Consider the following 20,758-nt stretch of genomic DNA (forward strand, 5'->3'; position numbering starts at 1 on the left):
CCTTATTATTGATCATATCTTGAATGTCATTACCGGCAATCTTGCGTGGTTGGCGATATCTTCACCTATACTTCCCAATAAGAAATGTGAAAGGCCTTTTCTTCCATGTGTTGGAAGCGCGAGGATGTCAAATTTCTCGGTCTTACTAAAATTAAGTATCCCGCTTTCCACACTACGGTCATTATAAACTTCAACTTTAGCTTGGGTATCTCCAGCCTTGGACATGAATTTGGCTATGCGGTCATCGGCCTCCTGAGTACTCAAAAAGTCCTGATATGGGGTATTGATGTATACCAATCTTAATTTGGCTGAAAATTTTTGGGCCATCGACTTAACATTTTTATAGGCCATAATCATGTCCTCCGAAAAACTACAGGCGAAAAGGATATTCTTTATGGTAAAGTTTGATTTTTGCTCCTTTATAACCAAAACCGGAACATCGGAAGTACGTACCACCTTTTCGGTATTGGAGCCTATAAAAATCTCATTGAATCCAGTACTACCGTGGGAACCCATAACGATCAAATCTATATTTTGTTCCTTGGCAACATTGTTGAGCTCACTGAAGACCTTATAGTTCTGCACTATTTTATGAATATTGATGCCCTTTAAATAAGGTTTGTCCAAGAAGCTTTTAAATCGTTTTTTTGCAAGTCCCATAAAGTATTTTGCTTCCTCGAACCCTAATATTTCCTCTTCGGCAATAACTGCCTCGGAAATTCCCATCATATGGATAACGGTAATATCCGCATGCTGCTGTTTCGCTATGCCAGCTGCGGCCTCCAGTGCATAGGCCGAATGTTCTGAAAAATCTACGGGTACCAAGATGTGCTTCATTTTCTACTATTTTATCTTCAGTATGATTCTGTTACCTTTTTTACAGCGCTTTAAATTGACCAGTGTAGGGAGGGTTGTCCCATTATAATTTCATATTAAGGTCAGCCGGATTTAAAGTCCCAATTGAATCTTTAATGTTCCTAAACAAAAATAAACAGTTGTTGAACCACTTAAAATGACATTGGTCACTATATCCTGCTTTAATTGCAGCTGCCTTTATGATAATTAGACCAATAAGGTGCCACCTTCCAATTTGATAATTTTAATACTCTGCAAAATCTGGAGAATAGATGAACGACTATGGTTGGTGTTTTTATTTGGGCACTACTGACATTGGTCATTTTCTACTGGTAATCTGTATACTACTTTAGTAGAAATAAAATTCAAAGTCATGAAAAAAATTATTGTCACAGTATTCGTAATGCTTATGCTTCCAAACGTATTCCATTCCCAAACCGTCAAAAACATTGATGAAATTGCTCCCTTTAGTGAGGGTTTGGCTGCTGTTCGTCAAGGCAATCAATGGGGATTTATTAATGAAGAAGGTACTATGGTTATCAATTTTCGTAACGATATTTATTGGAACAAGGATGCCGATACCTCAAAAAAGGATGTTTCCGGTGTTCAATACCCTATGTTCAATGAAGGACGGTGCCTGATTACCAAAATTGTGGAGGATGGTGTTCCTGTTTATGGGTTTATAGATACCAAGGGTAATGTAGTACTTGAACCCCAGCTATTAAATGTTTATCCTTTTAAGAATGGTTTCACCACGGCCGTCCTTTTTGAGAAATCCATGAAAGGGAAAAACGAATTCAATCTTGATATATACGAATTTAAGTTTCACGATGTTATGCTGGACACTTCCGGGGAAATTGTGGAGTTTTTTAATAGAAGGTATAATATCCAAATGACCAAAAAAAGGTACCAGAGGCCTCCAGTAAGAGTGAAACAACTATCAAAAGGCCTGGTTGGGGTATACACTCAGGATCAAGGTTGGGAAGTGCGAAAGATAACTTTAAATAATTAAAATGTTACGACTAAAGGGTAAAGTAGCCGTTATAACGGGGGGTGCTGGTGGCATAGGATTGGCCACGGCAAAATTGTTTTTAGAGGAAGGTGCCAAGGTGGTTATCGTGGATATTGATAAGGAAGTTTTGGAAAAGGCAATCTTGGCCATAGATCATGAGAATCTGTCCATTTGTGTTGCCGATGTTTCAAAAGCTATGGATACCGAAAAGTTTGTCGAGACGGCGCTAGAGGTTCATGGAAAGATAGATATTTTTTTCGCCAATGCTGGAATTGAAGGTGTTTCCAAACCAATTACGGAATATCCGGACGAGATTTTCGATAGGGTAATTGGGGTAAACCTAAAAGGGGTATGGCTGGGTTGCAAGCATGTAATTCCGAAAATGCAGCGAGGTGGAAGTGTAATAATCACATCTTCTGTAGCTGGCTTAAAGGGTTTTCCCGGGTTGGGAGCTTATGTGGCCAGCAAACATGCAGTGGTTGGTTTAATGAAGGTAGCGGCCCAAGAAAGTGCCAACCGTAAAATCCGAGTGAATACCATTCATCCAGGTCCCGTTAACAATGATATGATGCGACGTATTGAAGTGGATATGTCGCCCAGCAGTCCTGATGAGGTAATGAAGGGCTTTGAGGCTGCCGTACCTTTAGGTCGCTATGCAGAATCTAGCGAGATTGCAGCAATGGCCCTTTTCCTGGCTTCGGAGGAGAGTAGGTATATTACCGGGACTACCCATGTAGTGGACGGGGGTATGCTTAGTTCTTAATGACCTATGGCATGACCAAGGTAAGTAGTATAAGCAAATATTTGGAAGGGGGCGATTTAAGGTCAACCGGAAAAGTGAAGTTCTTGCTTCCTTTAATAAAAAGCCAAAAAGACTTCGACGACCTGTTTGCTTATCTGTACTCCAAGGACAGGTTAATGATTATGAGGGCAGCGGATGCCTTGGAAAAAATAACCATTGGGAATCCGGAGTATCTGTATCGTCATAAGAAGGAACTAATAGGGTTTCTCCAAAACGCTACTCACAAGGAATTTAAGTGGCATTTGTCGTTGTTGGTTTCCAGGCTAACCTTAAGCCCGAAAGAATTAAAAATAGTCTTGGGCAAATTAAAGATGTGGGCAAAGGATCCTTCCGAAAGTAAAATTGTAAGGGTCAATGCCTTGCAGGCCCTTTATGATTTGATATGCCAAGAACAGGGCATGGAAAAGGAGTTTAAAGCCTTAGTCAAAGAATTGCAGAAGGAGGGCGTACCTTCGATCAACGCAAGGATCAAAAAAATCAAAAATAAATACTTATCCAAAGATGTTGATTGACATCGTAGAACTATAGGACATCATAATATTTTTTTTGGCCAAGGGATATATTTTGATTTTTATCCTTGGTAAGTTCTCTTTCAAAGGAAATCTCCCTTTTCCTTTATGACATTTGTCATTGGCAAAGTCGCACTTCGGAAATATCTTCATCAAAATATTTGTCATGAAGGGTTTTTTAAAGTTGGGAAAGGTTGCCGGTATCCGATTAGAGGTGCATTGGACTTTTGCACTATTATTGATTTGGGCCGGATTTATCGAGTTTCAGAATAGTGGAAACTTCGAGAGGGTGGCCGTTAACCAAGGATTTATTTTGGTATTGATGGCCTGTGTGGTACTGCACGAATTGGGTCATGCCCTTACCGCTAGAAAATTTGGAATCAAGACTCAAAGAATTATACTTCTACCCATTGGGGGTGTCGCCACTTTGGATAAAATGCCGGAAAAACCAGGGCAGGAACTTTTGGTAGCTTTGGCCGGTCCAGCAGTTAATGTTGTTATAGCTATTTTATTATCTCTAATAATACCGCTGAACAGCTATTTTAATTTCGATAATATAGTAGTCGAAGAAATGCTTTATGCACCAAACCTACAGAATTTCCTTTTCTATCTTTTTGTAGCCAATGTAATGCTGGTAGTGTTCAACCTTATCCCCGCATTTCCCATGGATGGTGGCAGGGTACTTAGGGCTTTGTTGGCCTTTAGGTTGAGTCGCGTGGAGGCAACAAATATCGCGGCCAGTATTGGCCAAGCCTTGGCCGTTGTATTTTTTATCCTAGGATTTTTCGTAAACCCTTTTTTAATACTGATAGCATTTTTCATTTTCTTCGGGGCGTATGGCGAGAACCAAATGGTCCGAAGAAACTCCTTGTTAAAGGGGCATTTGGTAAAGGAAGCCACCTTGACCAATATTACGGTGCTACGTCCTGATAATAATGTTCAAGAGGTTATAGATATCCTTTTGGCAAGTACGGAAAAAGATTTTGTGGTAGCGGTGGACAGGGAAATAATGGGAATAGTGACCCAAAAGGATGTCATTAAGCATGCCAAGACCCCTTCTATTCTGGTAAGGGATATTATGGACAAGAGCTTCACCATAATTGATGAATCTACAGAAATCACTAAGGTGTTGGAATTAATAGGAAAGGAAAAGAAGAGCTTTTTTCCGGTGACAAGTAATTCAAAATTAATTGGTGCTATTGATATGGTCAACATTGGTGAGTTCATAATGTTTAAATCAGAATCCTAAAATAAGCTCAAAGGGGACAAAATATTTATTGTTGAATGAGGGTTTAGAGACTTCAATTTCAGATTAAAGCTTGGGAACTATTTGAAACCCCAATCCGTTTTGGCAACAAGAAACTTCCAAAGTGGATATACATGGTCAGGCCGTCACCGTCCAGTTATCTGCGACCAAATTTGGCATTAGGACTTTGAAAAAACAATTAGATGGCAAAAAAAGAAAGAATTAATTCGGGACAATCCTTGGACAATAATCAGGTTTATGGCTTTATCCCTACGGATATTGATGGAGTAGACGAGCTTGCGGAACTGGCCCTTGATTTAAGATGGTCGTGGAACCATGCCGTGGATGAAATATGGTACCAGTTAGATTCTGATTTATGGATGGAAACCCACAATCCTTGGGTGGTTTTGCAGAACGTCTCCCGTGATAAATTAATAAAAATGATGGCAGATAATGCCTTTAGGGAAAGGTTGGGTGATATGATAAAACTTAAGGAGAAATCCCTTACAGATCCCGCCTGGTTTCAAAGAAATTACCCTACAGCTCCCCTAAAATGTGTTGCCTATTTTAGTATGGAATTCATGCTGAGCGAAGCATTGCCAATTTATGTTGGCGGTCTTGGCAACGTTGCTGGGGATCAATTAAAATCGGCCAGTGATCTAGGGATTCCCGTTATAGCCGTGGGGTTACTTTACCAACAGGGATATTTTAGACAGTTGATAGATCAATTTGGTACCCAACAGGCGCTTTTTCCGTACAATGATCCCGGGCAATTGCCTATTTCACCGCTGAGGTTGCCCAATGGGGAATGGTTGCGGATCAATATATCCTTATCCGGGCATACAGTTTGGTTGCGTACATGGCAAGTACAGGTGGGCCGGGTGAAACTTTATCTGTTGGATAGTAATGATCCGGTTAATATGCCGCTTCACAGGGGAATTACCAGTGCTGCATATGGTGGTGGGTCGGAGCTTCGCATTCAGCAGGAAATTATCTTGGGTATAGGGGGGTGGAGATTGCTCCGAGCCATGAACATTGCACCGGAAGTGTGCCATATGAACGAAGGTCACTCTGCCTTTCTTGTACTGGAAAGGGCGGCCGATTTTATGCGGGAGAATGGTGTTACCTTTCCGGAGGCCTTGACAGTTACCCGTGCAGGAAATTTGTTTACCACCCATACTGCCGTGGCGGCCGGATTTGATAATTTTAGTCCGTCCTTAATGTGGCAGTTTTTTGCCAATTATGCCAATAAGGAATTACATTTGGATTTTAATGATCTGTTGGCATTGGGTAGGGAGGACCCACATAATTTATCCCAGTTTTTTAACATGGCCTATCTGGCCATTCATGGCAGTAGTGCGGTAAATGGGGTAAGCAAGCTTCACGGGGAAGTAAGTCGAAATCTCTTTCGTAATTTATTTAAAAGATGGCCTAACAGCGAAGTGCCGATAGGGAGTGTAACCAACGGAGTTCATATGCCCAGCTGGGATTCGGTATTCGCCGATAAGATCTGGACTCGTACCTGCGGAAAAGATCGCTGGAGAGGTCATTTGGAATCTGTTGAGCAAGACATTTACTGCTTGTCCGATGTTGCTTTATGGCAATTCCGGAACGATTCCAGACATCACATGATAAATTTTATCCGCGAAAGGTTCCAAGGACAGACGGAGGATGCCGGTCACTCCCCTGAAATTGTGGAAATGGCCAAGCATATTTTTAACAAGGAAACTTTGACCTTGGGTTTTGCACGGCGATTTGTTCCTTATAAAAGGCCAAACCTACTTTTACATGATCCGGAAAGATTTATTCGAATTCTAACAAATCCCCATCGGCCCGTGCAATTGGTGCTTGCAGGAAAGTCTCCCCCATATGATGAGTCTGGAAAGGCATTGATAAGACAATGGGTGCAATTTATCCAACAACATAACTTATATAAGCACGTAGTTTTTCTAAGCGATTATGATATGTTGTTAACAGAACATCTTGTACAAGGGGTAGATGTGTGGATAAATACTCCAAGGCGTCCTTGGGAGGCCTGCGGTACCAGTGGTATGAAGGTTTTGGTCAATGGCGGTATCAATCTATCGGAGTTGGACGGTTGGTGGGCGGAAGCCTATACTCCGGAAGTAGGTTGGGCAATGGGCGATGGTCATGAACATGGGGAGGATCCCTACTGGGATGCTATTGATGCCAACGAATTGTACGAATTGTTGGAACAAAAGGTGGTACCGGAATTTTATGATCGCAATAAAGAGGGGATACCCGAAAATTGGGTAGCAAAAATGCGTAATAGTATGTCTACCTTAACCCCGAAGTTTTCGGCAAACCGTGCCGTTCGGGAATACACCGAGAAATATTACCTTCCGGCAGCCAACAAATACAAAAAAAGATCCGCTAAAAAAGGAATGCTAGGAAAAAAAATAGTTGAGGCCAAGCTTGATCTACAAAATAAGTGGTGGCAAATGCGTTTTGTCCAGACCCAAATTGAAAATATTGCAGGAGGGTATCAATTTAAAATAATGGTCTGGTTGAACCACATAAGTCCAGACACCATTTCTGTAGAGCTCTTTGCCGAGGGCCTTCATGGCGGGGCAAGCGAAATTATGAAAATGGAAATTGTGGGGCTTGCAAAGAATGGGTTGGATCACGAGTGCCATGCGTGTATTAGGACCAGCAGGCCGGCCGGTCATTATACGGCCCGGATAGTTCCCTGCTACGAAAATATTTCCGTGCCCTTGGAGAATAACCTGATTCTATGGCAGCGATAATAGTTTAGAAAAAAAAAGGCAATAACCTGCTGCGGATACAGAAGATTTTATAGGGTTTGTAGCGGGAATTCTGTATCTTGATACTAAATGGATAAACAATGATAGTACATAGTCTAGGGGAAGGGAATTCACTGTTAAATAAATTTGTAGCCGAAATAAGGGATGCCAATATTCAACGCGATAGCATGCGCTTTAGGCGCAATATTGAACGTATTGGGGAAATTTTGGGCTACGAGCTTAGCAAGACCCTTGACTATGGGAACCAAATGGTTGAAACTCCTTTGGGAACCAAAGAAATGTCCATGCCCGTGGATGATTTGGTGCTGTGCTCTGTTTTACGTGCTGGACTCCCATTACATCAAGGCCTGTTAAACTATTTTGACAATGCGGAGAATGCTTTTATTTCAGCCTATAGGCATCACCGTGGAGATGAGGATGCGTTTGAAGTCATCGTCAAATACTTTGCCGCCCCATCCTTGGAAAATAAAACCTTGGTCCTAACAGATCCAATGCTGGCCACAGGAAAAACATTGGAAAATGTTTTAAATGCACTTAAGGACCATGGCAAACCCAAGCAGATCCATATTATATCGGTAATTGGTTCCCAATCCGGGATAGACCATATTAAGACAGTTTTTCCAAAGAATACCCAATTGTGGATAGCAGCCATTGATACCCAATTAAATAGCAAAGGCTATATTGTGCCTGGAATAGGGGATGCAGGGGATTTAGCTTTTGGAGTGAAACTTTAGCCTTCTTCCTGTTCGGATCTAGTGCACTATTTTAATTTTCCCTTGGCCCGTTTTATCCCTTTCACAATTTCATACCAGAGTACGGAAATCATACCAGCTATAACAGCAATACCAAGCTGATTTGTGTTCAAGGTTTCAAATTGAAAAAATCTTGTCAATGGGGGCACAAAGAGCAACAGTGCCGAGAGGATCAAAGTAATCCCTATAATCAAAGGCACCAAGTTGTTCTTGTATTTTAAAGTGGTCCAAATGGAATAGTAGAAAGAACGGTTTACCAGGGTCAGAAAAATATTGGAAGATATCAAGACCATAAACACCATAGTTCTTGTTACGGATTCGTTATATCCTTCAAAAACTGCGTATTGGTATACGGATAAAGATCCCAGGGTGATTACCAGCCCCTGAACGATACTGGTTACCAATTCCTTGAATTTAAAAAAAGTTGTAGTAAAAGGCCTTGGTTTTTGGATCATCGTATTTTTCTCCATCGGCTCGTTCTCATAAATAATGGAGCAGGTGGGGCCCATGATCAATTCCAATAATATAACATGGGAGGGTGAAAATATGGCGGGATAGGCCCACCCCAATGCCAAGGGGATAAATACCGTTAATATGATGGGGATATGGATGGATATGATATACTGGATGGCCTTTTTTAGATTGCCATAAATTTTTCTGCCCATCGCAATGGCATCTACCATTTTGGAAAGGTCATCGTCTACCAAGATCAAGGAGGCGGCCTGCTTGGCAATCTCAGTTCCTTTTTTGCCCATGGCAATACCGATATGCGATGCCTTGAGCGCTGGACCGTCGTTGACCCCATCACCTGTCATGGCAACTACTTCGTTATTGGCCTTTATGGCGTTTACAATTCTTAGCTTGGCTTCTGGGAACATGCGGGTAAAGACCTGTGTGCTTTTTACCTTTTGCTGCAATTCTGTATCCCCTAATTGCATTAGTTCCTCCCCGGTCATGCTCTTTTCATAGCCAGGAAAATCAATTTGTTTGGCAATGGCCATGGAAGTGGCGGGATTATCTCCTGTAACCAACTTTACCTGTATTCCGGCATTTTCAAAATCTTTAAGCACCTGGCGGATGTTCTCTTTTGGAGGGTCATAAAAAGCCACTAATCCCTTGAAATCAAATTGAAAATCCTGCTGTTTTTCCGGAAAGTCGGACCCTTTAAAAATGGCCTGTCCTACTCCCAACATTCGGTATCCCTCGCGCCCTAAATTGGTCAAGATAGCCGTAATCTGTTCTTTTTGGGTATCGTTAAGTTCGGAAGTAGCCAAAAGGGCTTCCGGCGCCCCTTTGGCCGCAATGATACGTTTACCTTCACTATTTTCGAACAAATGGGTCATCATAGGAGGTTTTCCGCTTAGCGGATACTCATGTATCATTTTATAATGGGGCCGCTGGTCTATAGGGGCAATTCTGCCATAGGCCTCATGTAAGGCCTTTTCCATAGGATCAAAGGGAATTGGTTCGCTGGCCCACATGGCTATGGTGACCAATTCATTTTGGGAATTAATCATTGGGGCATCTACAGAAACTACCTCTCCCGTATCCAAGGTGAAGAGTTTGGCAAGTTCCATCTTGTTCTGGGTTATGGTGCCCGTTTTGTCCGCACAAATTACGGTAGCGCTTCCTAGGGATTCTACGGTTTTCATTTGTTTTACAACAATGCCCATTTTCATCAACCTATAGGCACCTAAGGCCATAAAAGTGGTGAAGGCCACCGGTATTTCCTCTGGCAGGACACTCATAGCCAAGGTTAAGGCTTTTAGCAAACTCTCCAATACCTCCCGCGATTGAAGGTAATTGATTCCCCAGACCAATAGAAAAATGATCCCGCCCCAAATGGACATATGTTTTACGAAATTGGAAATCTGTTTTTCCAGGGGTGTCTTTTCTTCTTGGATACCTTCAAGGCTTTTTCCAATTTTACCCAATTGGGTGCTGTTGCCAATTTCGGTAATGGTGGCGATCGCCAAGCCACTGGCTACGGTAGTGCCACCAAATATCCTATTGTCCAATTTTGATGCATCCTTAAAAACGGAAAGGGATTCTCCCGTAAGTATGGATTCGTTTACGGAGAAATCGTTGGAATGAACAATAGTGCCATCGGCAGGAATGGTGTTGCCTTCCTCAACCATTAGACTGTCGCCAACTACCAACTCCTCACTGGGTATTTCTACGACTTCTCCGTTCCTAATGACCTGGCTATTGGGTTGGGTAAGACTTTTTAATTTTTCCAAGGCCATCCTACTTTTGGAATCCTGATAAAGGGATATTGAGGCTACAAGGATAATGGCAGCGACCATAAATATTCCATCACCATTATTTCCTGTTATAAAATAGATAGAAGAGGCCACCATTAACAGAATGACCATCGGTTCCTGGGCAATACTTTTTAAAGCGTCCAAAAAGCTATTGTCCCTTTTATAGCTTAGGCTATTTTCCCCGTACTTCTTTCTAGAGCTTTTTACCGCTTCATCCGTTAGCCCTTTAATGCCAAAATCGATTGGATTGATCATATGTCTAAATTAACAATAATGTAGATAACCAGGCATTGCAATCCAACTTTCGCATTCTTTCAAATTCGGATATGGTCAACGCAGTTTTGTTACAGTGATTTGATATGGTAAAAATAAATGTAAAGAAAATTTGTGTGACTGACCTAAATCATTTTGTACCAAGCTGGTTGAGTGTACTTTAGCAGTATAATAAATATATAACCCTTAAAAATAAAATATTATGACACTTGTAAAATTTAAAAGAAGACCATTTGGAAACCTTATGACACAAGATTTTTTTGATATGGACGATTTCTTCGATAATCGCGCTTGGGTAAGAGACATGCTACCTGACAGTTTCTGGAATGGGAAAAGGTCGGAGCCAGCCTTGAACATTAAGGAAACCGACGACCATTTTGAAATTGAGCTTGCTGCTCCAGGTTTTCAAAAAAAGGACTTTGAGGTAACCATTGATGATGGATGCTTAAATATTGCTGCCGAGAAGTCGCAATCCAAGGAGGAAAAGGAGGACAAATTTACGCGTAGGGAATTTAGCTATAATTCCTTTGAGCGATCTTTACAACTACCTGAGAATGTAAAAGAGGAAGAAATTAAGGCCGCCTACAAGGATGGTATCCTTAGCTTTAATCTGGCCAAAAAAGAGGAAGCTAAAAAAGCACCTCCAAAAAAAGTACAAATCGGATAATTATTGGTTGGTTATTTGTTAGTAGCAATGCCTTCCCGTCAAAACCCAAAATATATCCGTATGGGTGGTTAAGACGAGAAGGCATATTTTTTGTAAATTAATCCGATATGCTGCAAAATGCTTTTTTTTACTCGCTGCAGGAAATAATTGCCTGCACAGGCAGTGATTTGGAACGGGGTTTGGATAAAGAGTGCATTCCGGAACGTTTGCAGAAATATGGTCCAAATCGGATACCGGCACAAGACCCAAAGAAAAGATGGGCAATTTTTCTGGATCAACTCTTGGATCCCATAATTTATATCCTTTTTGCGGCAGGAAGTCTTGCCTACATTTTCAGTGATGTGCTAGAGAGTGCCGCCATTTTATTTGTCATATTTATCTCCGTGGCCATAGGATACTTTATGGAACTTAAAGCGGTTAGATCTTTGGAGGCCCTAATAAAAATGGGGCAGACAAGTACGGATGTAATAAGGTCTGGGCAAAGAATGGATATCAAAGCCGCGGATGTGGTACCTGGTGATGTCATTGTTTTGAGCCCGGGTGATGTCGTTCCTGCCGATGCCCGCCTTACACAAGTAGATAATCTTTCGGTAAAAGAATCGGTATTGACAGGAGAGAGTCTCTCGATTCACAAAGGAATAGAGCCATTACCGGAGAATACTCCGGTTACGGATCGTACCAATATGGTTTATAGGGGCACAGTGATCAGCTCGGGGTATGGGAGGGCCATTGTTACGGCAACAGGGAAGTATTCACAATTGGGGACTATTCAGCAAATGGGTTTGGATGCGGATAAGGACCGCACCCCTTTGGAGAAGAAATTAAACCAATTGAGCAAATGGCTCATTTGGTTAACGCTCGGTATTGCAGGATTAATTGTGGTCATTGGCTATTTTAGGGGCAATGATCTTTTGCTGATGATAGAAACTGGAGTAGCTTTGGCGGTTGCTGCTATTCCCGAGGGTTTGCCAATAGTAGCCACTATTGCCCTTGCAAGGGGAATGATGAGGTTGTCCCAAAAACAAGTCATCATTAAAAAAATGGAGGCCGTACAAACTCTTGGGGCTACGGATATCATCTTTACGGATAAGACTGGAACCTTGACCGAAGATCGGATGATGGTATCTACAATAATTTTTGGAGAAACATGCCTGGATAATCTCAATCAAAGGGAACAATCCTATTTTTCTGCCTTTAAGAACAAACTTGTTTTTGATAAAATGATCATGGTTGGGATACTATGTAATAATGTGGATCCTACAGCTATTGATGAACAGGCCGATTCCATTGAATTGGCCTTGATACACTTTGCTATTAATTTGGGTTATGATCCCGAGCTTGTAAAACGAAATAATCCGGAAAAGGTGGAATTGCCATTCGATTCTACACTAAAGTTAATGGCAACGGCCCATCAAAGACAAGGAGGCTTTACCATCTATGCGAAGGGGGCATATGAAAGTTTGGTAGACCATTGCAATTTTGATCTGGATGGGAAAGAATTGGACCTTAATGAACACAAACTTTTATGGAAGCAAAAAGTAGATACTCTTGCCTCTCAAGGTTTGCGCACCCTGGCTTTCGCATATAAGGAAGAAGAGAAGGCCCCTTCAAGAGCAAATATTCTAAACGGGCTTACTTTTTTAGGCGTTATAGGATTTCAGGATCCAGCCAGAGAAGATGTCAAGGCAGTCATTGATATTTACAAGAAGGCGGGTATTAAAGTGATCATGGTTACCGGTGATCATCCCGGCACATCAAAAAAAATAGCCCAGGAAGTTGGGATCTTGGAGATTAATGCGGGCCCAGACAGAATTTGGCATGGCAAGGACATTAAAAGGAGCTTGGATGGAACTGACGGTAATGGTAGTGTGTTGTTGAATGCCTCTATTTTTGCTCGGGTCGGTCCGGAACAAAAGTTGAATTTAATAAGCTATTATCAAGAACATGGCCATATTGTTGGAATGATAGGAGATGGAATCAATGATGTCCCGGCATTAAAAAAGGCCGACATAGGTATAGCAATGGGCCTTAGGGGTGCGGAGGCAGCCCGTGAAGTGGCAGACGTGATTTTGAAAAATGATAAGTTTACGGCCATGGAATTGGGAATAAGGCAGGGCAGGGTAATATTTCAGAATATTCGCCAATTTGTCGTATACTTATTATCCTGTAATTTGGCAGAAATACTTACGGTAGGCTTTGCCGCCTTATTAAATTTGCCATCACCTCTATTGCCGTTACAAATATTGTTCCTGAATTTGGTGACCGATGTTTTTCCTGCATTGGCCTTGGGTTTTGGAAAGGGGGAAAAGGATATCATGGAACAACCACCCAAAAAACCAAAGGACCCTATATTGTCCCAAATTGATTGGAATTTTATTGTACTCTACGGGCTGTCCATTACAATAGCTGTTCTTGGCATTGTTGCCTATGCGGACAAGATTCTGAAATTTTCCCCTGAAATTATTAATAATATGGCTTTTTATACCTTAGTATTTGCCCAATTGATCAACGTATTTAATATACCAAAACAAAGGGAATCCTTTTTCATAAATGAAATTACAACTAATTTATGGGTTTGGGGAGCAATTATTCTGTCTTTGGCCTTGACTTTAGGTGCCAACCTAAGCACTCCCTTGGCAGCGGCATTTTCGTTGCGGATGCTATCCTGGGAACAATTGGGATATTCTGCTCTATTTGCATTTGGGGCACTGGTCTTGGCACAATTGTTTAAACGGGCAAGGGTATTATATTTTGGTGCTTACCCCAACAGTGTTATCCCTTAAATCCTTTGGATTAAGGTTTTAATGGGCACAAGATTGGTCAGTACCGGCCCAGGGGAATTTATATAGGATGTGTGTTTAAAGGAAAATGATAATTTCTTTTGCCATTGGGATAGCACTTTGAAAATTAATGATAACTGGTTAAACACACTAATCGGCCGTTGTAACAAGTTAGGGTAAGAATATAAAATTCCTTAATTAGGTGTTGCGTATGGCTAAACTACCTCGGGGTAGGAAGGTTTAAATCTCGATTATCAAGTAAATTCCCTATTTTTAAAATTCAAAATTCAAGGTAATAAAAGATATTCCAACAAGTTTATTCCTGTGGATTGCCAATAATGGAAGGATCCATGGAAAAACCGTTCATAGCTTCCAATTCTGCTGCTGATAGCAATTCTGAGGCAAGGTCACTGTTATTCAGTGCGTTCATGGTTGCAGTATAACCCAAATCTAGAATAATATCTAAATTTTTTAAGGTAAACATGCCATAACGATCCATGTTGGCGGGACGTATCAATATATCGCAGTCTTTAAATTTCTTGGTGGTTTCATTGGCCAACATAACGTGGTAGGCCCTTTCCAAAACCTTGTTTACATGGTTAAGTTCCTTGATACTTACATGATTGAACGGATTTACATAGACCCCCACAATCTGATCACAATACTTTTTTATAAGGTCCACTGGAAAATTATTCAGGGTGCCGCCGTCTACGTAATATCCTTTATTGATCTCTACAGGGGCAAAAAGTCCAGGAACAGCAGCTGAAGCTAATACGGGTTTTATGAGTTCACCTTCACTAAAAACATTCAAAGTACCATCAAGTAGGTTGGTAGCCGTTACATAAAGTTGCTTCTCCAAAGATTCGAAGGTATCATGGGATATGTAGGCCTTTAATTGATCATGGAATTTTTCTGTATCCAAAAAACCAGGTTTTCCCATAGCATAATTAGTAAGACTGAAAATCTCTGTGGACTTAAAAAAATCCAACATTTCTTCCCAAGTACAGCCGGCAGCGTACAAGGCACCAACAATGGCCCCTGCGCTGGTGCCTGCAATATGGGCAGGATAAATGCCGTATTCCTCCAATGCCTTTATGGCCCCTATATGGGCAACGCCCCGTATTCCACCGCCAGAAAGGACCAACCCAGTTGTCATAAGCCTTTTATTTAGAATTTGAATCAAAGTTATTTCTTATAAAGAAATGCACATATGACCATTATCAGGTTTTTACGATCCAGGTACAGGTTATGACGGATATCATTTCTTTCGGCTACAGTGAACAATACATTTGTGTAACTGAGTACTAAATTATTGGAATACAGGCCTCAATGGATGGTGTATATTCAACAAAACTCCTTAACGGTCCGTCCTTTTTGGTGCGGCCAAGACCATTTAGTGAATTTCAGTAGAATGGGCAATGAATGAAAAAATAACAAATAGCGATCTTTTTCAATCTATTTTTAAATCCTCCTTAGCGGGATTGTTTGTGGTGGACCAACTTGGATCTATTCTCACTGCGAACCCGTCGGCAGAACGTATATTCGGTTATGAAGCAGGGGAGTTGGTGCAGAGCAATATTGATTTGATTCTTCCCGATTGGAATGCCAATGCTTTTTCAGCCCAAATGAATGAGGTTTTTGTCGGGGACGATCAGTTTTATGGCTGTAGAAAGAACGGTGTAAAATTTCCTATTGATATTAGGATCGTCCCAACTGTGATAAAAGATCAAGGGGTAAAAGTAATTTTCTGTAAACCGGCAGATATTACTGTATTTGAAAGTGATAGAAAGTTTAGAACATTGATCTCCAATGTATCGGGAATAGTCTATAGCTCAAATCTTGACAAACCTTGGAACTTTGAATTTATCAGTGAGGCCTGCCTGACAATTAGCGGGTATTCTCCTGAACATTTTTATAATGGCTCAGAACTTAACTGGGAATCCTTAGTTTATCCAGAGGATCTGCCCCGGGTTTTGAAAGAGGTAAACAAGGGTATCGCGGATAAAAAACAGTATCAGCTAAGCTATAGGATAGTTACTTCAAATAAGGAAATAAAATGGATATGGGAGCAGGTATCCTGTGTTACCAATGAGCAGGGTAATATTCTTAGTTTGGAAGGATTTATGCAGGATGTAACGGAGAGCAAGGAAATAGAAATGGCATTGGACAAGGAAAAAAATATGCTCCGTCAGTATTTGGATACCTCCGCCTCCTTGTTTTTGGTCATCAATAGGGATTATACCGTTCAACTTATCAATAAAAAGACCTGTGAGTTATTAGGGTTTGAAAGGAATGAAATTTTACACAGGAACTGGTTTACAGGGTTTATTCCCCAAAGGGAAAGAAAGGATCTAATGGGACTTTTCGATGATATTTTTGAGGATAGGGTTCAACCTCCAGACTTTTATGAAAACCATATTTTAACCAAAGATGGGAAAGAGCGACTTATTCGATGGCGGAATGCTACTTTACGTAATGACAAGAATCAAATTATCGGGGTTGTAAGTTCCGGGGTAGATGTTACGGATACCAAGTGGCTGCAGGATACCCTGAATATCAGGAATAGGGCTCTGGAACTTGCAGGTAATGGCATCATCATTGTAGACGCCCAAGATCCAAAACTCCCTATTGTTTATAGCAATAGGTCCTTCACCAAAATAACCGGTTATAGCAATGATGAGGCTCTAGGAAGAAATTGCAGATTTTTACAAAATGAAGATCGGGACCAACCTGAAATTGCAATCTTGGCCGAGGCAATTGAACGTGGTGAAACTTGTAAGGTTCTACTCCGAAATTATCGTAAGGACGGGACGCTTTTTTGGAACGATCTGGCCATTACGCCCTTATATGATAAAGATCAAAAATTGACACATTTTATTGGGGTTCTGAACGACGTGACCGAAATCCAGGATGCCAAGAAAAAAATGGAGGAATATGCCTTTGTATTGGAAGACAAAGTTGAAGAACGGACTAGGGAGGTACAAACTACGGTAGAGAAACTGGTATCGACCAATTTAAATCTGGAAGATCAAATGATCGAGACCCAAAGAGCTCAAAGGAAGGCAAATCTCAGTAGGGCATTGTTTACTGCCATAGCACATAATTTTCCCAATGGGGTCATCATGGTATTTAATTCCGATTATGAATTGGTTTATGTGGAAGGGGAGGAAATGGACCGAATCAATTTTAAAAAGTCAGATTATGAAGGAATTCCCATAGATGACATCCCTGTTTTTTCAAAAATACAGATCAAAAAAATAAAATCGGATATTCGAAAAACACTAAGGGGGAGCAATATTTCTTTTGAAGTAGATTTTCATGATCAATGCTATGCTGTTAATTCTACACCGCTCTATTCTGATGAAAAGAAAATAATGTGGGCCCTATTTGTTTACAATAATGTTACTGAACAGAAGAAGATACAGCATAAACTGGAAAAGACGGTTCTGGTGGAAAAGGAACTAAATGAGTTAAAATCCCGTTTTATTTCCATGGCCTCGCATGAATTCCGAACTCCGCTCAGTGCCATACTTTCTTCTGCAATCCTGATAGGAAAACAAAATGAGCCAGGTAAGGAGGATAGGAGAATGAAACATGTCTCCAGAATAAGGACCAATGTGAAAGATCTGGTTGTTATTCTTAACGATTTTCTATCCTTGAGCAAGTTGGAAGAGGGCAAAGTACAAGTAAAACCACAGTCTTTTGAATTGGTACAATTTGTAAAAATGTTGATGGATGAAATGGAGCCAAACAAAAAAGCTGGTCAGGACATTGTTTTAAAGTATTCCCAACCCTCTATAACGGTTTGTCTTGACCCCAAACTATTGAACCACATCCTAATAAATCTTCTCTCCAATGCTATCAAGTACTCTGAGGAGCAACAAGAGATTATTATTGAAATTAAGGTGAACGGAAAGGTCTTGACTATAAAAATCAAGGATAATGGCATCGGTATACCTAAAAAGGAACAAAATAAAATATTCAGCCGCTTTTTTCGTGCAGAAAACGCCACCAACTTTCAGGGTACGGGTCTTGGACTCCATATTGTTAAACAGTATACGGAGCTTTTGCGCGGTGGAGTAAGCTTCAAAAGTGAAGAGGGTTTAGGTAGCACCTTCAGTCTAAAACTGCCTATAAATATGAACGAATATGAAAAGAATTCTATTAATTGAAGATAACAAGGATGTAAGGGAAAATACAGCGGACATACTGGAATTGGCCAATTACGAGGTAGCTGCCGCCGAGAATGGAAAAGTAGGGGTAGAACTTGCGGAAAAATTTAGGCCAGACGTGATCATATGTGATATAATGATGCCTGAACTGGACGGATATGGGGTATTGGAAATATTGGGCAAAAACAGTACAACCGCTAGCATACCCTTTATATTTTTGACGGCAAAAACCGATAGGGCAGAGGTGAGACTGGGAATGAATTTGGGGGCGGACGATTATCTCACCAAGCCATTTGAGGAAAAAGAATTGCTTGAAGCTATTTCCTCCCGTTTACGAAAGAGCGATTTTCTTAAAAAAGAGATTGCCAAAAACATGGAAGGACTCAATAAATTTATGGACGAGGCCTCCCAATACGACGATATGAGGAGTCTTTCCAAGGATTACCCCCTTAAGAAATACAATAAAAAGGATATAATTTTCTGGGAAGGTGATAACGCAAATTCTTTGTATTTCATTGAACAAGGCAGTGTTAAGACCTATAAAAGCACGGAATCCGGAAAGGAATTTGTAACAGGAATATTTGGTCCTGGAGATTTTGTTGGGCAACTTTCCTTATTGAATTCCAATGAAGTTTATGTTGAAAATGCCACTGTGTTGGAAGATTCCGAAATGTGCACCATACCTAAGAAGGATTTTACCAAATTAATTTATGGCAACTCTGTCGTTTCACAGAAATTTATTGGAATGATATCGAATAATCTTATGCACCTACAGGAACAATTGGTGGATATGGCATTTGCCTCGGTAAGGCAAAGGGCAGCAAAGGCCCTGTTGGAACTTTATGATAAAAATGTTATACACGACAAACCCAATGGAGGAATAGGAATACCGAGGGAGGATTTCGCTGGTATGATAGGTACCGCAACGGAAACCGCAATCCGGGCATTATCGGATTTTAAGGACGAAGGGCTGATCGCCACCGATCATGGAAGAAGGATCATTATTTTAAATGAAAAGGGACTAAGGGAAGTAGCGGATTTCTAAGCTTGTCATGGGGGATAAGCTTAAAAAATACGTTGTTACCTTCTGCTAAATATGGACTTTAGCTTCCTAATTGCATAGATCAATAGCATTTGTTGAATGCTACCTTTTAGGTTTCCTGCCAGTTGTAGTGGTCTTAGATTGGCCTTTACTTGGTTGATATTAAGTTTAAGGCTTTCAATTTCAATTTTACGCTGTAATTTCAAAATCGTTAGCCTTTCATCAATTTCTTTAAAAGAGTTGTATTGCTTCCCCATAGTCTTAATCAAAATAATGTTTGGAAAATTTACGTAGTACTGGCCCATTGAGCCTGTTCCTAAGAAAATAACAAATAACAGCTATTAGTACATAGCTCATACCAATCAGTAAATACCCAAGGTAAGCGCTTTCCAAGGCTTCGTTCAGGGCATTGGATGCGGCCCATGATAACAAAACCAATGCAAGTAGGGCCAAGGCCCCAATTAAAAGGGTTTGCGCAAATATGGTAACAAGCTCCATAAGTACTTTAAATATTTTTAGCTTGGCATACTCCTCGCTATTTTCTAGATAAGACCTTACATCGGCTTCTGCCTCTGTAAGGTCTCTCTTAAGTTCTTCCAAGGCCATGCTACCTTATTTTTGAAGTTGGGCGTTTTTCTTTTTTAAGTCTTCCAATTTGCGCTCCAAGGTAGCAATAATGTCATCTGCCTTATAGCTCATAGTGGAGATGGCTTCGTCCAGTTTTCGGTCAAAGGCATCTTTTTTTTCATTGGCAGTTTTGGTAAGCTCTTCCTTGGCATGGGAGATTCTTTCTGTTAGGTCGTGGGTGGTTTCCCCCACCTTTTGCTTTATTTTATGTCTGGTCTCTATGCCCTTATCCGGCGCATATAGAATTCCAATTCCTGCACCTATGGCAGCACCTGTCAATAAAGCTAAAAGAATATTTCCGTCGTTGTTTGTCATGATTACTGAATTTTTTGATTATTACATATTTTAAAATGATACTCAAAAATAAGTCTATTAAAATGGTTTGGAAATGATATAAATCATATCATTTTCAGGCTTTAGTTCTTAAATTAGGGAAGGACAAATATACCAACCTAGCCATTTCATCATTTTTGTGTCAAATGAATACTAGGGTCAATAAAGCGGTGTATAATTTTATTTTGAGGGATTATGAGCATCTAAAGATGTTGCGTAAGGCCATTGAAATTATTCTTGATGAAGATATGGAAAGACCGCAAATATCTGTCCTGGGAAAACTTGGAAACAACCTTGTTGCCAAAGGCAAAAGGGATTTTGATCAAGAATCGGAGTTAAAAGCTTATTGGAATAAGGTTTTAAAAGAAAAGGTAAGTTTTGGCGTATTTCCCCATACAGAGTTTGGAACTCTCTTTATTGCAGGTGCCTTGGCCTCCCAATTCCTAATTGATATATCGGGAAGACCACTTGGATCTATGTCGGCCGGACCGTATGGAATTTTAAGGGGATTGGGCATAACGGAGGATAAGGTTAATTTTTATCTCAAAGCACTAAAAAAAGGACACCTACTTCTTTTGGTGCGCCACACTTTGCCGCAAACGCAGCTGATAGAAGAGAAGTTGGAGAAATTAAGTTAA

17 protein-coding genes are annotated in these 20,758 nt (G+C 40.7%); 11 read left to right on the forward strand and 6 right to left on the reverse strand.

What is annotated here, in order from left to right; translation table 11 throughout:
* Positions 1–12: 12 nt before the first annotated feature.
* Entirely contained in the window at positions 13–837 is an 825-nt protein-coding gene (locus tag MWU84_RS10185; protein ID WP_246901308.1) for a universal stress protein, read from the reverse strand.
* 391 nt (positions 838–1,228) lie between these two features.
* Here MWU84_RS10185 and MWU84_RS10190 point away from each other — a divergent pair, with 391 nt between their 5' ends.
* The 6 genes from MWU84_RS10190 to upp all read left to right on the forward strand — a co-directional run bounded on the left by MWU84_RS10190 (position 1,229) and on the right by upp (position 7,944).
* Positions 1,229–1,867, forward strand: coding sequence for a WG repeat-containing protein (locus tag MWU84_RS10190; protein WP_246901310.1), 639 nt, complete (start codon positions 1,229–1,231; stop codon positions 1,865–1,867).
* Between the two features lies 1 nt (position 1,868).
* Positions 1,869–2,630 (forward strand): SDR family NAD(P)-dependent oxidoreductase, encoded by a 762-nt coding sequence (locus MWU84_RS10195; RefSeq protein WP_246901312.1) that lies wholly within the window; start codon positions 1,869–1,871, stop codon positions 2,628–2,630.
* A gap of 11 nt (positions 2,631–2,641) precedes the next feature.
* Positions 2,642–3,181: a hypothetical protein gene (locus tag MWU84_RS10200; protein ID WP_246901313.1), complete on the forward strand. Its 540-nt coding sequence runs from the start codon at positions 2,642–2,644 to the stop codon at positions 3,179–3,181.
* A gap of 163 nt (positions 3,182–3,344) precedes the next feature.
* Positions 3,345–4,427, forward strand: a complete 1,083-nt coding sequence (locus MWU84_RS10205; RefSeq protein WP_246901314.1) for a site-2 protease family protein — start codon at positions 3,345–3,347, stop codon at positions 4,425–4,427.
* A gap of 200 nt (positions 4,428–4,627) precedes the next feature.
* Entirely contained in the window at positions 4,628–7,192 is a 2,565-nt protein-coding gene (glgP, locus tag MWU84_RS10210) for an alpha-glucan family phosphorylase (protein WP_246901315.1), read from the forward strand.
* 98 nt (positions 7,193–7,290) lie between these two features.
* The gene (gene upp, locus MWU84_RS10215) at positions 7,291–7,944 is read left to right on the forward strand and encodes a uracil phosphoribosyltransferase (protein ID WP_246901316.1); all 654 of its coding nucleotides are present in this window, start codon (positions 7,291–7,293) and stop codon (positions 7,942–7,944) included.
* Positions 7,945–7,970: 26 nt separating this feature from the next.
* On the opposite strand, the gene MWU84_RS10220 is transcribed toward upp, so the two are convergent.
* Positions 7,971–10,481, reverse strand: a complete 2,511-nt coding sequence (locus tag MWU84_RS10220) for a cation-translocating P-type ATPase (RefSeq protein ID WP_246901317.1) — start codon at positions 10,479–10,481, stop codon at positions 7,971–7,973.
* A 220-nt stretch (positions 10,482–10,701) separates the two neighbouring features.
* Here MWU84_RS10220 and MWU84_RS10225 point away from each other — a divergent pair, with 220 nt between their 5' ends.
* Together MWU84_RS10225 and MWU84_RS10230 are read left to right on the forward strand one after the other, a co-directional pair.
* Positions 10,702–11,166 carry an Hsp20/alpha crystallin family protein gene (locus MWU84_RS10225; RefSeq protein WP_246901318.1) on the forward strand — a complete coding sequence of 155 codons (465 nt, stop codon included), beginning with the start codon at positions 10,702–10,704 and terminating at the stop codon, positions 11,164–11,166.
* A 107-nt stretch (positions 11,167–11,273) separates the two neighbouring features.
* Positions 11,274–13,949, forward strand: coding sequence for a cation-transporting P-type ATPase (locus tag MWU84_RS10230; RefSeq protein ID WP_246901319.1), 2,676 nt, complete (start codon positions 11,274–11,276; stop codon positions 13,947–13,949).
* A gap of 313 nt (positions 13,950–14,262) precedes the next feature.
* Here MWU84_RS10230 and MWU84_RS10235 read toward each other — a convergent pair whose 3' ends face one another.
* Positions 14,263–15,102 carry a patatin-like phospholipase family protein gene (locus MWU84_RS10235; RefSeq protein WP_246901320.1) on the reverse strand — a complete coding sequence of 280 codons (840 nt, stop codon included), beginning with the start codon at positions 15,100–15,102 and terminating at the stop codon, positions 14,263–14,265.
* A gap of 262 nt (positions 15,103–15,364) precedes the next feature.
* On the opposite strand from MWU84_RS10235, the gene MWU84_RS10240 reads away from it, so the two are divergent.
* Positions 15,365–18,118 carry a PAS domain S-box protein gene (locus tag MWU84_RS10240; RefSeq protein ID WP_246901322.1) on the forward strand — a complete coding sequence of 918 codons (2,754 nt, stop codon included), beginning with the start codon at positions 15,365–15,367 and terminating at the stop codon, positions 18,116–18,118.
* Positions 18,096–19,163 (forward strand): response regulator, encoded by a 1,068-nt coding sequence (locus tag MWU84_RS10245; protein WP_246901323.1) that lies wholly within the window; start codon positions 18,096–18,098, stop codon positions 19,161–19,163. The genes MWU84_RS10240 and MWU84_RS10245 overlap by 23 nt, the downstream gene beginning before the upstream one ends.
* A gap of 35 nt (positions 19,164–19,198) precedes the next feature.
* Here MWU84_RS10245 and MWU84_RS10250 read toward each other — a convergent pair whose 3' ends face one another.
* From MWU84_RS10250 to MWU84_RS10260, 3 genes are read right to left on the reverse strand one after another with little or no spacing between them, the layout of a single operon-like run.
* Positions 19,199–19,417 carry a DUF6327 family protein gene (locus MWU84_RS10250; RefSeq protein WP_246901325.1) on the reverse strand — a complete coding sequence of 73 codons (219 nt, stop codon included), beginning with the start codon at positions 19,415–19,417 and terminating at the stop codon, positions 19,199–19,201.
* 4 nt (positions 19,418–19,421) lie between these two features.
* Positions 19,422–19,766, reverse strand: coding sequence for a hypothetical protein (locus MWU84_RS10255; RefSeq protein ID WP_246901326.1), 345 nt, complete (start codon positions 19,764–19,766; stop codon positions 19,422–19,424).
* Between the two features lie 6 nt (positions 19,767–19,772).
* Positions 19,773–20,102, reverse strand: coding sequence for a YtxH domain-containing protein (locus tag MWU84_RS10260; protein WP_246901327.1), 330 nt, complete (start codon positions 20,100–20,102; stop codon positions 19,773–19,775).
* A 164-nt stretch (positions 20,103–20,266) separates the two neighbouring features.
* On the opposite strand from MWU84_RS10260, the gene MWU84_RS10265 reads away from it, so the two are divergent.
* Positions 20,267–20,758, forward strand: coding sequence for a hypothetical protein (locus tag MWU84_RS10265; RefSeq protein ID WP_246901328.1), 492 nt, complete (start codon positions 20,267–20,269; stop codon positions 20,756–20,758).

The organism is Arenibacter sp. F20364 (assembly GCF_023015905.1).
Taxonomy (GTDB): Bacteria; Bacteroidota; Bacteroidia; order Flavobacteriales; family Flavobacteriaceae; genus Arenibacter.

Coding starts and splice junctions, on each gene's coding strand:
- MWU84_RS10255 (WP_246901326.1), bottom strand. CDS start 19,766: ATGGCCTTGGAAGAACTTAAGAGAGACCTTACAGAGGCAGAAGCCGAT.
- MWU84_RS10250 (WP_246901325.1), bottom strand. CDS start 19,417: ATGGGGAAGCAATACAACTCTTTTAAAGAAATTGATGAAAGGCTAACG.
- glgP (WP_246901315.1), top strand. CDS start 4,628: ATGGCAAAAAAAGAAAGAATTAATTCGGGACAATCCTTGGACAATAAT.
- MWU84_RS10245 (WP_246901323.1), top strand. CDS start 18,096: ATGAAAAGAATTCTATTAATTGAAGATAACAAGGATGTAAGGGAAAAT.
- MWU84_RS10235 (WP_246901320.1), bottom strand. CDS start 15,102: ATGACAACTGGGTTGGTCCTTTCTGGCGGTGGAATACGGGGCGTTGCC.
- MWU84_RS10200 (WP_246901313.1), top strand. CDS start 2,642: ATGACCAAGGTAAGTAGTATAAGCAAATATTTGGAAGGGGGCGATTTA.
- MWU84_RS10240 (WP_246901322.1), top strand. CDS start 15,365: ATGAATGAAAAAATAACAAATAGCGATCTTTTTCAATCTATTTTTAAA.
- MWU84_RS10230 (WP_246901319.1), top strand. CDS start 11,274: ATGCTGCAAAATGCTTTTTTTTACTCGCTGCAGGAAATAATTGCCTGC.
- MWU84_RS10185 (WP_246901308.1), bottom strand. CDS start 837: ATGAAGCACATCTTGGTACCCGTAGATTTTTCAGAACATTCGGCCTAT.
- MWU84_RS10220 (WP_246901317.1), bottom strand. CDS start 10,481: ATGATCAATCCAATCGATTTTGGCATTAAAGGGCTAACGGATGAAGCG.
- MWU84_RS10190 (WP_246901310.1), top strand. CDS start 1,229: ATGAAAAAAATTATTGTCACAGTATTCGTAATGCTTATGCTTCCAAAC.
- MWU84_RS10225 (WP_246901318.1), top strand. CDS start 10,702: ATGACACTTGTAAAATTTAAAAGAAGACCATTTGGAAACCTTATGACA.
- MWU84_RS10205 (WP_246901314.1), top strand. CDS start 3,345: ATGAAGGGTTTTTTAAAGTTGGGAAAGGTTGCCGGTATCCGATTAGAG.
- MWU84_RS10260 (WP_246901327.1), bottom strand. CDS start 20,102: ATGACAAACAACGACGGAAATATTCTTTTAGCTTTATTGACAGGTGCT.
- MWU84_RS10195 (WP_246901312.1), top strand. CDS start 1,869: ATGTTACGACTAAAGGGTAAAGTAGCCGTTATAACGGGGGGTGCTGGT.
- MWU84_RS10265 (WP_246901328.1), top strand. CDS start 20,267: ATGAATACTAGGGTCAATAAAGCGGTGTATAATTTTATTTTGAGGGAT.
- upp (WP_246901316.1), top strand. CDS start 7,291: ATGATAGTACATAGTCTAGGGGAAGGGAATTCACTGTTAAATAAATTT.